This is a genomic window from Neobacillus sp. plas4 (genome assembly GCF_057221695.1).
On sequence record NZ_CM170152.1, the window covers coordinates 2336040 to 2353173 of the forward strand.

At 38.3% G+C, this 17134-nt stretch carries 15 protein-coding genes; 12 read left to right on the plus strand and 3 right to left on the minus strand.

All coding sequences use genetic code 11. The features are described from left to right. Positions 1-99: 99 nt before the first annotated feature. From AC2TFD_RS11615 to AC2TFD_RS11645, 7 genes are all read left to right on the plus strand, one after another. Positions 100-879: a 2-keto-4-pentenoate hydratase gene (locus AC2TFD_RS11615; RefSeq protein ID WP_484675681.1), complete on the plus strand. Its 780-nt coding sequence runs from the start codon at positions 100-102 to the stop codon at positions 877-879. 239 nt (positions 880-1118) lie between these two features. After that, the gene (locus tag AC2TFD_RS11620) at positions 1119-1703 is read left to right on the plus strand and encodes a copper resistance CopC family protein (RefSeq protein WP_484675682.1); all 585 of its coding nucleotides are present in this window, start codon (positions 1119-1121) and stop codon (positions 1701-1703) included. Positions 1704-1705: 2 nt separating this feature from the next. After that, complete coding sequence (locus tag AC2TFD_RS11625; RefSeq protein WP_484675683.1) at positions 1706-2797, plus strand: copper resistance D family protein; 1092 nt, start codon at positions 1706-1708, stop codon at positions 2795-2797. 138 nt (positions 2798-2935) lie between these two features. Continuing rightward, positions 2936-7237: a multicopper oxidase domain-containing protein gene (locus AC2TFD_RS11630; protein ID WP_484675684.1), complete on the plus strand. Its 4302-nt coding sequence runs from the start codon at positions 2936-2938 to the stop codon at positions 7235-7237. Positions 7238-7455: 218 nt separating this feature from the next. Further along, on the plus strand, positions 7456-9372 hold the full coding sequence (locus tag AC2TFD_RS11635) for a PKD domain-containing protein (protein ID WP_484675685.1): 1917 nt from the start codon (positions 7456-7458) through the stop codon (positions 9370-9372). A gap of 150 nt (positions 9373-9522) precedes the next feature. Beyond that, the gene (locus tag AC2TFD_RS11640; protein WP_335509043.1) at positions 9523-9777 is read left to right on the plus strand and encodes a hypothetical protein; all 255 of its coding nucleotides are present in this window, start codon (positions 9523-9525) and stop codon (positions 9775-9777) included. Between the two features lie 92 nt (positions 9778-9869). Beyond that, complete coding sequence (locus tag AC2TFD_RS11645) at positions 9870-10607, plus strand: protein-glutamine gamma-glutamyltransferase (protein ID WP_335509045.1); 738 nt, start codon at positions 9870-9872, stop codon at positions 10605-10607. A 48-nt stretch (positions 10608-10655) separates the two neighbouring features. On the opposite strand, the gene AC2TFD_RS11650 is transcribed toward AC2TFD_RS11645, so the two are convergent. Beyond that, positions 10656-10964: a YuzK family famiily protein gene (locus AC2TFD_RS11650; RefSeq protein WP_484675686.1), complete on the minus strand. Its 309-nt coding sequence runs from the start codon at positions 10962-10964 to the stop codon at positions 10656-10658. 138 nt (positions 10965-11102) lie between these two features. Beyond that, positions 11103-11264: a hypothetical protein gene (locus tag AC2TFD_RS11655; RefSeq protein ID WP_335509049.1), complete on the minus strand. Its 162-nt coding sequence runs from the start codon at positions 11262-11264 to the stop codon at positions 11103-11105. Between the two features lie 257 nt (positions 11265-11521). Here AC2TFD_RS11655 and AC2TFD_RS11660 point away from each other — a divergent pair, with 257 nt between their 5' ends. The 4 genes from AC2TFD_RS11660 (at position 11522) to AC2TFD_RS11675 (ending at position 14205) form a co-directional block, all read left to right on the plus strand. Continuing rightward, the gene (locus tag AC2TFD_RS11660) at positions 11522-12184 is read left to right on the plus strand and encodes a TetR/AcrR family transcriptional regulator (RefSeq protein ID WP_335509051.1); all 663 of its coding nucleotides are present in this window, start codon (positions 11522-11524) and stop codon (positions 12182-12184) included. 28 nt (positions 12185-12212) lie between these two features. Continuing rightward, positions 12213-12947, plus strand: coding sequence for a GTP pyrophosphokinase (locus AC2TFD_RS11665; RefSeq protein ID WP_484676298.1), 735 nt, complete (start codon positions 12213-12215; stop codon positions 12945-12947). Between the two features lie 122 nt (positions 12948-13069). Beyond that, on the plus strand, positions 13070-13417 hold the full coding sequence (locus AC2TFD_RS11670; RefSeq protein ID WP_335509053.1) for a metal-sensitive transcriptional regulator: 348 nt from the start codon (positions 13070-13072) through the stop codon (positions 13415-13417). A 119-nt stretch (positions 13418-13536) separates the two neighbouring features. Beyond that, positions 13537-14205: a YfjL-like protein gene (locus AC2TFD_RS11675; protein ID WP_484675687.1), complete on the plus strand. Its 669-nt coding sequence runs from the start codon at positions 13537-13539 to the stop codon at positions 14203-14205. Between the two features lie 28 nt (positions 14206-14233). Here the strand turns inward: AC2TFD_RS11675 and AC2TFD_RS11680 are convergent, their stop codons facing one another. Further along, entirely contained in the window at positions 14234-16324 is a 2091-nt protein-coding gene (locus tag AC2TFD_RS11680) for a metallophosphoesterase family protein (RefSeq protein ID WP_484675688.1), read from the minus strand. Between the two features lie 234 nt (positions 16325-16558). Here AC2TFD_RS11680 and AC2TFD_RS11685 point away from each other — a divergent pair, with 234 nt between their 5' ends. Further along, on the plus strand, positions 16559-17053 hold the full coding sequence (locus AC2TFD_RS11685; RefSeq protein WP_484675689.1) for a flavodoxin domain-containing protein: 495 nt from the start codon (positions 16559-16561) through the stop codon (positions 17051-17053). Positions 17054-17134: the final 81 nt, after the last annotated feature.

The window sequence follows — 17134 nt, forward strand, 5'->3', positions numbered from 1 at the left end:
TTTCGGAGACACAAGTAGAAATTAGAATATATAGTTATATTTTATCGCTACATAAAATATTTATTCAATCTCTAATGATAAGGAAAAGGGGTATATCTAATGACTACAAAAGTACAAGACTTCGCAGCGCAACTATTTGATGCAGAGAGCACAAAAATTGGAAAGGAACCACTTACTTCAATGGATCCATCACTAACAACTAGAGAAGCATATTATATCCAACTTGAAAACATTAATAGAAAAATAGAACGAGGCGAGAAGATTGTTGGTAAAAAGATTGGATTAACGTCTAAAGCCATGCAAAATCTTTTGGGAGTAGGTGAACCAGATTATGGTCATTTGCTTGATAGTATGGTAGTAGAAAACGGAGGTACAATTTCAATCAATCAGGTCCTCCAACCAAAGGTTGAAGGGGAAATTGCGTTTATTTTAAAAGAGGAGTTACGAGGTCCGAATGTAACTGTTATTGATGTCCTAAAGGCAACAGATTATATTGTTCCTGCACTTGAAATTGTAGACAGCCGGGTCAAGGATTGGAAAATCAAGCTTGCTGATACAGTGGCCGACAATGCCTCATCTGGTTTCTATGTACTTGGAGGCAAGCCGACCAAAATCGAAGATGTTGATCTTGAATTAATTGGAATGATATTAAACAAAAATGGCGAGCTTGTTAATACAGGAGTTGGTGCAGCAGCTTTAGGTAATCCAGCTACTTGCGTAGCATGGCTGGCTAATAAACTGTCGGAATTTGATATTCCACTACGAGCTGGGGAAGTCATATTATCCGGTGCATTATCGGCAGCGGAAGTAGCCCATGCTGGAGATTCATTTACTGCTAAATTTGCTCAAATTGGTGAAGTGAGTGTCACCTTTAAATAAAATAAGTTTAAAAATAACCACAGTTTCTTGTGGTTATTTTTTTGTCGAAATTCAGATTGCTAACCTTGGAAATAGTACAAATTCCCTAATAAAAAGTGATTATAGTAGGTAATTGTCGAACAATTATTAGAGGTAATTTCATAGTTTTCAATTAATATATAGTGTAATGGATTTACAACGAAAGTACTATTCGTTATTTCAATGAATAGGTATTTAGTAAAAACCAAAGGAGGATCATCTTGAAAAAATTCAGCCTGCTTATCATTTGTATGTTATTTGTGTTACCTTTTATCGTTTCTGCTCATACCCACTTATCCAGCTCAAACCCTGCGGAAGGACAGGTAGTAGTGGATGAGCTAAAAGAAATCATTCTAACCTTCGATGGGAGCATTGAAAAATTAAGCACAATGAAGGTATTTAAGGATGGAACGGAGATAACTCTACTGCAGATACAAATTGAAGCTGAGAGAATGGCTGGAACACTTGCGGAGCCGCTAGCTAATGGTGCTTATATCATTCAATGGAATATTGCCGGGGTTGATGGACATCCAATTTCAGGAGAAATCAATTTTACTGTAGAGAGAGAAGGGCAAAATACTATCACAACAAATGAAAGTCCTGACTCAACAGAAAGCAGTGAGGAAAATAGGGCTGAGGTTCAGATTACTACTAGTGGTAATGGTGATAGTAACGCCAGCGAAACCCAAGTGTCAAAGGATACTACGGATGATAATAGCAGTTCCAATACAACCACAATCCTGACAATCCTTGGATTCGTGATTATTTTAGGAATTGGATTACTGCTGATTAGAAGGAAGAAATAACCATGAACGTCCTCGCGCCTATTGCAGATTTTGGCAATTATATATTATTTTCGCTTTTAGTTGGTCATGTTGTACTACAATTTGTTTCGGAATCGAAAAAACCTGCCATTCATCTACCAAAGTCATTATTGCTAATCTGTATTCTAGGAATCATAGTTCTTACTTTTGTGCCAGTCTTAACTGTAATTTTGTTTTTTGATCAATCAGCCGGGTTTATATCTAAAGCAGCATCAGTTTTAACCAGTTTTCAAATTGGGCAGGCTTGGTTGTTTATCACCTTATTTGGGATCTTTTTATGGTTAACGGTTTACCTTGAGCGCTCAAAATACTTACAGGCATTTTGGCTTGTCTTGATGATAATTGCCATTGGGTATGGGAGTCATGTATCTTCTAAATCGTTTGTTGTCGGTATTTTTTCTCATACTACCCATTTCCTAATGGTAACCATATGGGTTGGTGTTCTACTTCTTGTATCATTTTTCTCCAAAAATAAAGAAAATTGGTCAGATTTCTTACAATGGTTTACACCCTTGGCCGTTGTCTGTCTGGTAAATATTTTTGCAACAGGGTTTGTCATTATGTTTACGATTGATGAGCCAACAGAGTATTTAAATGGATGGGCAACACAGTACGGAAGAATGCTGCTTTTTAAACACATAAGTATTATTCCGATCTTCATGTTCGCCATTATTAACGGCATTCTATCAAAAAGGGTTTCTACATTAACAGAATATGACCCAAGGACATGGTTAAAGGCAGAATGTGTCATTCTGTTACTCGTATTCTATTTTACAGCCGTATTGGGTACGATATCACCGCCTTATGAAATGGTATACCAAGTAAAAATGGCTGATCCGCCAACATGGATGGAATGGTTGTTAGCTAAAGACATCCTGGTACCGATAGAAATTGAATTTGCACCAACATTATTATCGGTTTTATTAATTACTTCCGCGTTACTATTTTTATTACTAATCATTATTAGTTATAAAAAAATGAGCCCTATTTTTGCTACTGTGTTTGGAGGATGTTTTATCTTTACTTTGTACCTAGGTTTGATGTTTTCATGTGTGCTCTATCCAATCATTTATTAAGTTTTAGTGGTTTATGTAGGGTAAAAAAAGACTGAACATGAAAAAGGAATAATAAATTTGACCTAGTCATATAAAATTTTATAGCTGTAGATGAATGTCTGCCTACATATCTTTGATATTGTGAAAGGGGTACAAAGGTTGAAGCAAAAGAATTCTTTTTTCCTATTAATCTGTTTCCTTATCTTATTTTCTATTGTATCTCTCTCAGTTTTCTTCATTGTGCAATCATCGGAATTACAACATGCTTTAGCATTTAACAAAGTAAAATCACAATCGGAATTAAGAACTAACCTCCAACAATATTCAAGTAGTCAACAAATAGTAAATGATGCACAAAAAATGAAGCAAACAAATAAAGCAGAAAAAATGGGTCAAACGAATGAGGCACAAACGAACGAGGAACAAACAAATGAAACTTCTAGTGTAAACTCTCAAACGAATGAAGCAATAATTCAGACTAAAGCTGCACAACCTCAATTAGCCCCAATTTCACTTTCTAGTTTAGATATGCCAAATGAAAAATGCCTCAAAGGGGCACCAGTTAGGAGTTTTACTATTTCTGCCATACAGGTAGAAATGGTCTATAACAAATTTGGTGACCATGACCCACAGGCAAAAATATATGCCTTAGCAGAAGATGTTGAGAAGATTCGAAAGGCTATTGCTGATCATCCTGGAAAACCAGTCAAGGAGATTCAGCCTTTAGCACTACGTGCAAATAAAGGTGATTGTGTTCAGGTGACGTTTCGTAATCAATTAAGTGAGAAAGCTTCCATTCATATTGAGGGCGTTGGGTATGACGTTAGGGGTTCAGATGGGACTTCTGCTGGATATAATCCTGATTCGACGGCAGCACCAAATACAGAAATCAAATACACCTGGAATGCAACAGATGAAGGAACATTCTTCTTTTACAATGGAGCAGACTTAACGTATTTTACTGATCCAACCGGCGGCAGGGGAACAATGGGTGATGGTCTGTTTGGGGCATTAATTGTTGAACCAAAAGGTGCGACATGGACCGACCCTGTAACGGGAGAGGTGTTAAGGAGCGGATTATATGCTGATATACATTTATCTGACAAACCAGATTTCCGAGAATTCACTTTGTTTTTCCATGATGGAATCAGCGCACAATTTGGTACCCCACAGCCCCCGGGAACACCTGAGGAGGAAGAACCAGGAGAAGAACCTCATGGACCACCTGTAGAGGATCCAAATGAAAAAGAACTTTATGCAGTAAACTACCGAGCCGAACCATTAGACGAAAGGATGAAGAATGCACTTGGTGAAGATGGTAAAGATCCAACTATGTTTTATTCATCCTGGGTATTTGGTGACCCGGCGACTCCCATCACAAGAGCATATGTTGGTGATCCTGTTAGATACCGAGTCATTGGGGCGAACAGTGATGAAAATCATGTTTTTCATCTACATGGTCATCGATGGAAAAGTGATACAAAGAAAACAAACACCGTTGATTCGGACACGTTGAATATCGGTGATACTCAAACGGCTGAATTAGCATTTGGTGCTGGATATGACAAAGATAACACTGGTTCTCCGGGTGATTACCTGTGGCATTGCCATTTGTTCCCGCATTATCTTGAAGGAATGTGGGGATTGATGAGGGTTTACGATAAAGCCCAGCCTGATTTACTGCCATTAACAGATAAAGAATTGCCTGAGAGTCCTTCGGAACAAAATCCTGGCTTCCCGAACTATATACCTGGGGATATCGGAAAACGTGCTCCTAAGCCTCCCGACCCTGAATTACGTCCAGCCACCGAATCGGAAAAAGCTTCCCTAGGTGCGCTCGTACCAGGTGCGCCAAATTTCGACCGCTGTCCAAAGGATGCCCCGGTTCGTAAATATGACATTGTCGGGATTGAAACAAAAATTATTTATAATAATGCAGGTGATCACGATAAAGAAGGACGAATGTATGTACTAGCAGAAGATGAACAGAAAATAGTGAACGGGGAGTTAAGACCACGACCATTGGCGATACGGGCTAATCAGGGAGATTGTGTGGAAGTATCATTAGAAAATCACCTATTTAATGCCAAGGAACCAAATGCTCTCTCTTTACACATTCATTTCGTTGCTTTTGACCCATTAGGTTCTGACGGAACATCGGTTGGCTGGAACTATAATCAGGGGGTAGAACCTGGAGAAAAAATCCGATATCGCTGGTATGCGGATGAGGAAGGTTCCATTCTTTTTCATGATCATATGTCAGCAGGGGAAAAAGGGTTCCACGGAACATTTGGTACTTTAATTGTTGAACCAAAAGGCTCTAAATGGCTGGATCCAAAGACTGGCAAGGAACTAAAATCAGGTACAGAAGCAATGATTGTTCATCCTGAAAAGGAAGATTTCCGCGAACAAGTACTGATTTATCATGATTTTTCTAGGCTTTGGGATAAGAATGGCAACCTTTTACCTTTAGAGGGTGATCCGGCAAATTTCAAGCATGCGCATGGATATGCAGCGGTCAATTATTCGAATGAACCATTTTTCCGAAGAAATAATGCCGATCCAGCATACGTCTTTAGTTCATGGTTACACGGAGATCCGCAGACACCGATTATTCAAAGTTACTCTGGAGATCCAATTAAAATTAGATTAATCCAAGGAGCACATGAAACCCAGCATAACTTCAATGTACATGGACTAAGTTGGAAGCTTGAATCTGGTGGCGAGGATTCGGAATTAACTTCGACTCAAACCATTGGTATGTCAGAACAATTTACAATGGATCTGCAACCTAACCCTGTTGGGGTAAGTCAAAGAGATTATTTGTGGTCTTCACAACCGATTGAGGATTTGTGGAGTGGATTATGGGGTTTTGTCAGGGTCTGGGGCGAAAAAACCCCAACATTGCAAAAATTGCCCGATCGTCCTCACCTTAAATCATCTGTTGTTCCTTGGAAGGTAAGTCAAATGAAGAAAAATGGAAAACAACCACCCAAAGCACGAACACCGGGCAATCCTTGTCCTCCTGGTGCTCTTGTAAGAAAGTTTGATATTACTGCGTTTATGAAGGACATTTTCTATAACAAATACGGTGATCATGATCCTTTTGGTATGATGTTCTCACTAACAAAAGATTACTTAGATATAAAAAATGGTAAGAAAGCAGCTGAACCACTTGTCATAAGGGCGAATGAAGGGGAGTGTATCCAAGTTACGCTTTCGAATCAACTGCCACTTGATCCTCCTGAAAACCCGGCAGATCCTGCATTATTAATGTCTAACCAAGTGGCTTGGAAGAATTCAAATCGAGTTTCCTTGCATCCGCAAATGGTTCAATACGATATGCAGGGTTCTGATGGTGCTACAATTGGTTACAATTACGACCAGACCATTGGACCAGGTGAAAAGATCACCTATCAATGGTATGCAGATAAAGAATATGGAGGAACAATTCTTTATGACTATGGGGACATACGCAGCCATCGACTCCATGGTGCATATGGTTCTCTTATCATCGAACCGAAAGGCTCTAAATATCGTGACCCGAAAACTGGTGAGGAAATCATGTCTGGTACTCGAGCAGATATTATCGTTCCGGATAACCCTGATTTTAGAGAACAGGTATTAATGTTTTCTGATGGACTTTATACCATTGGGGTTGATGGAAGTGCTCCGACATCAGGAGAAGCATTTGTTGGTATGGAGGATAAAGGAGAAAAAGGCATTAACTACAGTTCTGAACCATTTAGACATCGATTTGGTGCAAATCCTGATAAATCGCTTATTTTTAGCTCAATCATCCATGGGGATCCTTCAACTCCGATACCCGAAGCCTATGTAGGTGATCCAATCCGTTTAAGGGTCATGCATACAGCAGATCGATCAAGAGGGAGTGTTTTTACGCTTCACAGTCATCGCTGGCGCTATCAATGGACAGATCCTAATTCAAAGCTTGTATCTAGTCAGGGCTCACTTACTCCAGGGGAGACTTTAGATATTATCCCCGTCCAGAATGACGGCATCGTTAATCAAGTTGGCGATTATGTTTATCGGGAAATGAAGTTAAGGAGATATTTGGAAGGCGGGTTATGGGGGATGCTGCGAATTCATAATCAACCGAAAAATCAATTGCTTACGCTGCCTGATCGACGTCCCGAAGCTCCATTTAACATAAGTTCGAAGCTTTCCTTAAACAATAGACTGTTAACCTTGGAATGGCGAACGAATGGTAATAGCGATACCGTAGGGTTTAATCTGTATAGGACAACATCGACTGCAAGAGGATACCAAAAGGTAAATGGCAGTTTAATTCGTTCATTGTCTTATAATCTGCCAATAAGTCCTACTACACTTAAATATTACTACACTGTTACTACAGTAGATAAGTTTGGAAATGAATCGTTATATGCAAAACCTTTACTAGTCGACACAACGCAAGGAAGTACTGCTTTCACACAATAAAAAAACAATATTAAATGTTTTTAGGAGGGGGAATCTTCCAATACCCCTCCATTTTTGGCTATTTTTAATAGTAAAATAACACTATAAACCGAGAGGTAAATAGGTCTATCTATTTATTATGTGGAATAAAATTGAAAAAAAGGGAGGGGAAATAGGGATGAAGACATAAAGATTACTAGGATTTTATAAGGGAAATAGGGAGAAAAGGTGGGGAGTAAATGTTGCCAAGAGGTAAGAGAAGGAAGAGAAAGAAACTGTCAACTTTAAGAAGTGTTATTCTTTTAGCCATCACAGCAGTATTAGTAATTAGCAGTGGAATTTGGGGAGATAATGGGGCAAAAGCAGAATACCTTGTGTCAATGGACAAAATTCCAAAACTCCAAAAAGCGGGGCCAATCGGGGAGTATGGTTATCCTGTTTGGTATAAAGATTCAAATGGCAAGAGGTTTGAGCTTTGTTTAGATGCTACTGATCCTCTTTGTGGTTTTGCTGCCGGAGAATTTGCAGTAGGTGAGCTTTCAGTGAAGAATGGCAATTTCCATGGAGAAGCCTTTTATCAATTAGCTGGTGCAGAATTTACCTTGCCATCAGGTGGGGATGCTGTTGCAACCTTCGCTCTTGAAGCTGCATGGGCAAATGAAATAGTACAAGATGGAGATCAAATTGTTTTCGGAAGGGTACGTTTTCGAATAGACGATTTACAAATCGGTAAAGCATATACCATCTCTCATCCTTATGGTGTCGATAAAATTATTGCTACTCCTGCGGATCCGGATGAAACTGGAGTAAATGACCCAGGTGAAATAAGATTTGTAGAAGATATTGGGATCAATGGCGGTTTTGAAGGAGCAAAGAAAAGTCGAATTGGTACTTTCCTAGAGTGGGATGTACGAGATCGTGGTCTGCCGGAAGGGTATGCAGGAGACCCGGGCATTGATCATAAGATAATAAATGGCTATTTTAACGGTACTGAGGAACAAAACTACTTTAGAATTCAAGGACCAGGAATTGGTAGTGATGGTACTTGTGGACCAGACTGTGTCCAGACAGATTTATTTAGTCTAATGGGGAAATATGCTACAACTGCTGGTGTTGATGTCATGAGAGCTACATACAGCCAGGATACTGCGGGCAGTGGTACGATTGATGTATTTGCTTCTACAGAAGAAGACGCCCAGTATTCGATTGACGTTACGGGTGACGGAATGAGCGCAACCACAATGAGAGGTAAAGATGGACAATACTTTGGACATGTGCCATTTACAGGTGCTGTGCCGGCCACAGTAACCGTAACGAATAAATCTGATAATCCGCAAAGTACTAAAGAGCTAAAACCTGTTGATCACATAACAGGGACGGCCAAGTATGATACAAATTCTGATTCTCTCATTATCACGGCCGCATCTAGTGATAAATTAAGTCAGCCAACGCTTACTGCAAAAGGTTTTGGAGATATTCCATCTTCTGGAACACTTGTACTTAATAAACCGGAAAGAATTCCGCCAACTATTACAATTACCTCTGCTAAAGGAGGAAGTGAGTCGCTGCCAGTGGATGTTACAACAGTACCTGCTTCGGCAAATGCTGGTGCAAATCAGACCGTTAAACAAGGCACTGTGGTAACACTGGATGGAAGTGCTTCAACCAGTGCAGCGACCTTTAATTGGGAGCAGGTAAGCGGTCCTGCAGTTACACTAAGCGATCCATCTACTGCGAATCCAACGTTTACGTTCCCTGTACAGTTTATTCCAGTAAGCTTTAAATTAACTGTTACCGGCTTGAATGGTCAGTCTTCGACAAATGAATCCATTGTCAACATTACACCTGCGCCAGATGTTCTTACCGTTCAATCTGCTATTTACAGCAAAAACAATACAGAGGCTAATACTACAGATGATATCTTGACAGTTACTGGTAATAGTGATGTAGGAGGAGTAACGATTTCTGTTTATAAAGGAAATTTAACAAATCCAAAAGCTGTACTGATTGGTAAAGCGCCTGCAAGCAGTAATGGAAGTTGGACAGTTAGGAAAACTGGAAGTTCAATAGTGGTTTCTCCAGGAGAAACACTTACAATTGAATCGAGTTCAGGAGGAAAATTAAATAATGTATCGGTGGTTACGCGTTTAAGGTAACTAGGTAAACTGGAAAGAAACTCATTTGTTGTTTCTTTCCAGCTTTTTTATATTAATCTAGAAAAATGGGCTTTCTTCCCATCTCTGAAACGAAACGATAGCTCTCCTTCATGCGTCTAATGAATAAAGGTATCTGGAAGGGTTGAAGCTATGTTGTTCTTCGTATTGTTTCTTATTGGATTGGTCATCCCGTTTATATTGATAAAAATAAAACCTCACTGGATCATTTGGATTCCGTCAATGATTTTATTCTTAGCCGCCATTACGATGTATGGGAAGGCAGAATTTTTCCCTGGGCAGGGAATGGCAGACTTGGCGGAAAGGCTGTACTTCATCGTTTTTGGTATTACAGCGATTGGCTCCACTTTAAGTGGAATCATCATCCATTTTATTCGAAAAGGTTAATCTCTCCAGCCAGTTCCATTGAAAAGGGGTACTGGCTATTTTCATGCATGTAATTAGGAGCAAGGTCATATGGTGTAAGGAGGGGGTATGAAATGATTAGCTTAAATGGGATGCTTCTTAAGCCAGAGGACTTGAGTAAAGAAATCACAAATAGTGAGCAAAAAGCAATCATCAAACAAATGGCGAGTTACCCTGTAATCTACTACTATGAATCATTGCAGCAACTCAAATTCGAATTATTATTTAGAGCGAATACGATAAAAGCAGCGACCGCTCTAAACGATAGCGGTGCAAAGTTTACTACTTTTGCTTATTCCTTTCCAAATAAGAAGTATTGGTATCGCTTAGCAAACGGCGGTTTTTTATTGCGGGAGGGGGTGAATCCTTCCGAAGGGATTGAAGATATACTCAAACATGGAAAATTGTATGCCTTTGAATGTGCCACGGCCATTGCCATCGTTTTATACCTTGCGACCCTCTTTACCATTGGACCAAGGGCATTTAATACCTACTTCGAACGTCTTTTTTTAATGGATTGGCAATTTGATGAGGATCTCCCTGTTTACCAAAAAGATGGGGAGGATTTCATTATTGGAGATGTATTACATTTCAATAATCCAGATTTTGACCCTAAGCAGCCATGGTGGAGGGCAGAAAATGTAATTTTCTTTGGCAATGATAAATTCTTTGGTCATGGAATGGGGATACGAGACTCACGGGCGATAATAAACTTTTTAAATGGTAAGCGAAAAGAGAATGCGGATGAATCCGCGTATCTCATGCGGATGATAACAAGACCTAATTACAAAACAATCTTTTTATTACGATAAATCAGGAGCCTCCAAAGATGGAGGCTCCTGATTTACTTTAATTAACTATCATCCATGTAATCTAGAATCTATGTCAGCTACCAGCCGTTTGCAGTTAAGATAATCCTGTTCGCGTTTCTTTTCAACTTCCATTCTAACGTTATGCTTCCGTTTGTAATCTTCATAACATACCCCGTGAGCACTAAGCATCGCTTTTTCCATTTCATTGGTGTACCTTAATTTCAAATAATGGATAATGAATCCCTCCGGTTTATCGCCTTTATTGGCTTTTTTTATTACAATATTAATGATAACACTGTAATTTTTTCCAAACAAAGTCGATATAACGCCATATAAAGCTGTGAGCTTTGCTGACACAGTCGCTCAGTAAAATAACTCTGACATTCTTAGAAAATAAGCAATATCCTCCAATTACGAGCTTGTAATCATGATAACAAAACAATAAAAAGCCCATTGTCATCAAGACAACGGGCTTTCTTTTATGGGAAAAGCATATTAACTCATAGATTTATCTAACATGAAATCAGCTTTTGGTAATGTAATAATCTTCCCGCCAATTTGTACGTGTACGGTATCGTTGAAAATGGCTTTTACAATTCCCTTTAGTGAAACGCTTGAGTTTATGGAGATATCTTTTTTATCAGATTGATTTGCCATATTAATCAACACCTTCCAAAGTTAATTATAAAATATTATATATGAAATAAAGCATGAAAAGCGAGTAAAAAGGCTCAAAAACTCAAAAAATAAATAAATAATTTGTTCATGTTATCAATCTATGCCAAGGGGTGTGAACATAGTTGGTAACATGAACTATAGTTCAAGTATTACATGGAAAAGAGTGTCTGTCAATAGAAACATGAACCAAGGTTCACTTTTTGTTTTTATGGTATACTAGTAATGAGGTGAGATAAATGTCAGACCGAGAGGACCATCTGGTTGGCGAGTTCCCCATTGTTCCGAAACAAGAACGGGCTCAACAAAAAAGAAAACTGTTACTTAAAAGTGGATATGCTTTGTTTATTATGAAGGGATATGAGCAAACAACAGCAAAAGAGATCGCCGCCAATGCAGGGGTTGCCACCGGTACCTTTTACCGGTACTTTTCGGATAAACGACAGCTGTTAATGGCCTTGTTGGAGGACCAGATTGAAATGTTAATGCCCCCTGAGCCAAAATGGGGTGTTCGAGATCCAGAAAGCACTTTAGCTGGACTTTTAGAAGCATATGATAGGAGATTGAATGAGCTGGGACTACAGCGGCTGCTCCCTGAAATACTGGCAAAGGATACAGAGTTTGCGGAAGTTTTGACTGCAGCGAAGCGGAAAATATACGATAGAATTCTTTCAGGAATAAAAAAGGCCTATGATCATGGGCTTATTTGGAAGGACATCGATTTGAATACTGTAACATGGGCAATGATGATTTTAGCGGAGAATGCACCTGAAAAAATGAAACAGTGCGGAAAACAGGCCGATTACCATGAGGTTGCAAAAGTGATTTGCCGTATGATTTTTCCTCCAGATGTGATAATGAAATTGCAACACGAAGCTAAACTAGATGAAAACATCGAGTAAAGATGTTTGGAAGGAAGTAACGCGATTTATGGACAACTTTGATTTTAAGAATCTTAAAACCATAAAAATAGAGCTAACTCGCTTTATGATGGCATACAAATTTGCATTAGATGAAATGACAACAAAGATTAACATTCTTAGAGATGAATTTAATTATATTCATGACTATAATCCAATAGAACACGTAAATTCACGGTTAAAGTCACCCGAAAGTATTTTTAAAAAAGTACAGCGGAAAGGTATTGATTTTTCCTTAGATAGTATTAAGGAAAACATTAAAGACATTGCAGGAATGAGAATAACATGTTCGTTTATTTCTGATATTTATGAATTGAGTCGAATGATTACGAAGCAAAAGGACATTCGAGTTGTGGAATATAAAGATTATATAAAAAATCCCAAGCCAAATGGATATCAAAGTCTACATATGATTGTAGAAATTCCGATATTCATGTCTGACCGTGAAGAATTAACATTCGTTGAGGTTCAAATTCGTACCATTGCCATGGACTTTTGGGCGAGCCTAGAACATAAAATTTATTATAAATATAATAAAGAAATCCCACAAAAAATGCTGGATGAATTAAAAGCAACTGCTGTAATGGCTGCTGGTTTGGATCGAAAAATGGAAGGTCTTCATCGAGAAATTGCGAAAATGAAACAAGCCGATGAGGCAGAGGAATTACTTTTGTCTTTTGGAAATAAAAACGGCAAGCTTAATTTACTAGAGACGTTCATAGAAGGAAGACTAGGCATTAAATAAGGCCATTTCTTTTTCCAAATGGCAGGCAATTTTTCAGACAAGTTTAACAAACACGACTACTTGGAAATCCTTCGCGTTACGATACGGGGGTATGATATAATAGTGGAAAATGAGGTGATCAAATGTCTTTTGACCATGTGAATGAAGAAGAAATGTCAGATGAATCTTGCTGCGGGACGGTGGGCAGCCATCGAAAAAGTCATCATTCTGATAAAGTGAAAAGTAATCTCGTTACAAGACTCAATCGGATTGAAGGGCAAATTCGTGGAATTAAAGGTTTGATTGAGAAGGATACGTATTGTGATGACGTTATTACACAAATATCAGCAACGCAATCCGCGCTTAATAGCGTTGCAAAAATTTTGCTGGAAGGCCATTTAAAAACATGTGTGATTGAAAGAATTCAGGAAGGTGACCATGAAGTTTTAGACGAGGTTCTGGTGACCATACACAAGTTAATGAAGAAATAAGTTTGAGCTAAAATCGTACTTTATGTACGATTTTTTTTATGCTATTAGATGATTTTTGATGAAGGAATAAGAAAATATAGCATAGAATAATATAGTTATAATATTCTGACAACTGAGGGGTGAAGGAGATAAAGGCTACAAAAATTATCCTAATGGTATTTGCTGGACTAATTCTGTTATTTAGTTTTTATGCTTATTCCGTTTTTTATGGGACACCCTGGGAGAAACAAAAACATAAAAAACACATGCAAAACTATATCACTGAGAAATATCAGACAGATTTTGTCCTTAGGAAAATTAGCTACAATTTTTTAAGCGAAACCTACCAAGGATATGCGTATCCAAAAGAGAATTCGAACCTCTTATTTATCGTTGAACAAGTCAGCAATGCTCCCCGCGGTTACTCAGATAATTATCCGAAAGTAATGTGGGATAGTGAGTTAGCCAGTAACCTTAAAATACAAATTAAGGAATTATTTCCGAATCTGGATGAGAGAATGTTTAAAGCCCAACAAATTAAGAATAAGGGAGAATTCTCTGGTCCCCAAATACCATCCTATGAGGAAATGAACATATCGATGCTCTCTACCTCTATTCCTATAGATATTAAAGCAAGCTGGACAAAAATTAATCAACAAAATGAAATGAAGAAAATAAAGAAACTACGTCAATACTTGCAAGAGGCTCGTTTTCCTGTATTTATTGAAGTAAGATATAATGAAGCCGAAATGAATGAAGAGGCCAAGGTCTTTTTTATAACAGAAGAAGGAAAGATTATTGAAAAATAGTGCTCCACTGTCTATGGAGCACTTTTTACTATTTTAATAAGGGGTGATCGGGGTTTAGTAAGATATTTTTTATTGATCGTCTTCTTACTAACAGCAGGCCAAGATTGTTCTTTGTTTCAATGATAGATTTATTGTCTAATAATTGATACTTTATTTGATCCTTCCATAAATAAGTTTCCGACTTATCCTCCTCTTCAACCTCTTTAATGTAATATGAAGGAGTACATATACGATTGATTTCGTTGTTTTTTCTTTTTAACGCATTTAATGCCATGATCTGTTTCATCAAAGCTCCCCAAACACCGCCAAAACTCATGTTTTTCAATGGACTGCTGGTAAGTTGATTAAGTGTCAGCTTGCGTCCATCTTTAAATGTAATCTTGGCATTGACGGCGGAGGCATAATGAACATCTCCAGATAAAATAATACACTTGCTTGGTTCCCAGGAGGCTGCATAGTGTAGAAATTCAGTAAATCCTTTCCCATTATATTTCCAAGCTTCAAAATCAAAAGTAGTCTGAACATTAACACCTAAAACCCGGAGTGGATAAACAAAATCATGTAAAAACGTTTCAATTAGCCCTAATCCATAGAGTGGAGAAGGCGAGACAATGATTAATGGGCTGCCACTATTCCACCCGCTTTTAAAGAGAGTGTTTGTAACATTTTCCCATCCGTCTTTACTCAAAAGCAGTGGAGCCCTCGTGGTTTCCTCGATTATTTCCCCAAATTTCGAAGGTCTAGGGTTACTATTATAATCACGTTTTGTACGTGTATCTAGGAATATTGCATTTGGATGAGTGGGGGCTACAAAATGCCAATTATCATAGTTCCATAGAGTTGTCTGCCAATCCTCACGATGCGTATTCATTTTTCCAATGGTTAGCAATTTAAAGTATGACTTCATCATCCAAAGGAATCTTTCATCGTAGGTTTCAGGGGAGTTTCCCCATCCTTGAAAGGCCCAAAAAGCTGCCAGGCCATTGGCGACTACATGACTCCCTAGCGGGGAAGTGCTTACGTTCTTCTTCCAGTTATAGGAGATATTCCAATCATCTGTAATATCATGGTCATCAAACATCATATACGTTGGAATGTTTGCAAAGAGACGGCGCACTCGATATAAAAAATGCTGAAAAGAAATCAGCGCTTCTTGTTGTATAGTAAATTCATTTTTTAAAGTAGCTCGTTCTTTTTTGTGCTCCTTACTATTCCGTGCTTCATCAGGAAAAACAAAATGAACTTGCTGGTTTTTGACTAACTCCTCGAAGGATTCGAAAAGGGCACTATCTTGCGCTACTTTCCAAAGGTCGGGATTCCATACTAGTAGATACATAGCGGCATATTCCCCAAATTTCATTAGGTGGTTGTTGGAATGTGAAGAGGTGAACTGGCAAAAGTTCTCCATAATATATTTTCTGCCATTGATTTGATTTAATGCTGTGTGAAAGGGTTCATTTTTTAGACGGTCATCTATTAATTCAAGCTGTTCTCCGGTTCCCATTAATTCTTTGCTTAATCTTGATATAACCGGAAACAATGGATTTGCTACATCATCTGCATATAATTGGTCTCCTAATAGAAAAAGTGTATTAGGCCGGATTTTTAAATTTGTATATTCTTTTTCTATTAAAAGGTCGGCTGACGCGAGTGTATCATCATCCTCACCATGTGGCTTTCGACAAGAACCATATAGGATATTACTGTTTTGGGAGGAACTGTTGAGATAAAAGGAAGGATAGTCTAAATTGCCATATACAATGGAGCCAGGACTATCTTTTGAGAGGAAACCAAGGGTCTGTAAATCATGTATTTCCGAGCCTCGTTTAAAGTGGAGATTATAACCGAGTAAAGTATCTGTTGGAAATGTTCCTTTATATGGGGTGAGTTTAAGTAAATGGATAAACAATTGTTTCCCCATCCGTATTGTATGTGTCTCTGTTTTTGTATGGATAAGACGGTACTCATAAGACTTGGAATCCTTGATTGAAGTGATTCCAAAGATTTTCCCAAGAATCCGGTAACTTTTACTTGTTGCAATCCAAATCGTAATTTCTGTAGAATCGGCTCTTCGAACCATTGGTCCTGACAAAACAATTGGTAAGGTAAAGGAATTCACTTTATCACCTCGTGATTATTATTCTTCGATTATTCTATTCAATCACCCAGTTTTTGGTGTGGTGATATGGGAGATATGGAATGGAGCGATGAGGGAGATATATTGTAGAAATATTGCCAATATTTTTTGCGGATAATTATTATGTCTGTATTATACTTAGGATAAAGACAATAAAAGACCGAATGCAGGTTGGATTTAGAATGTACAAATTCTCCATGGAGGGTAGGATGATTTATGAAGACATTGATTGTTTATTGCTCATCACATGGCACAACAGAAAAGGCTGTCCAATTACTAAGTGAGTGGATGGAGGGAGACGTCTTAGCGGTAGATCTAAAACGGGATAAAATTACTTTTGATGTCAGAGATTATGACTTTGTAATCATCGGCGGCTCTATCCATGCAGGAAGTATTCAGGGGAAAATAAAACAATTTATCGGCAAACATTCTGATGAACTAGTAACAAAAAAACTGGGTCTATTTCTCTGCTGCTGGCACGATGGACAAACAGCTCTAGAACAATTTGATATGGCATTCCCAGAGGAATTGAGGAAAGTGTCGGTTGCAAACGGAATTTTTGGCGGAGAATTCCTGGTAAGTAAAATGAACTTTATTGAAAGGCAAATTGTTAAAAAAGTGAATGGCATAACAGAGGATACTTCGAATTTAGATACGACAGCCATCATGAGCTTTGTGATGAAAATTAATGCAACAATCGCTCTCGTATAAAAATTCCTGACCCTTCGCGGGTTCAGGCATTTTTTTTATTTATTCAAGCGTCAAGCGCCAGTGTAACTTCGCCCCACTGGC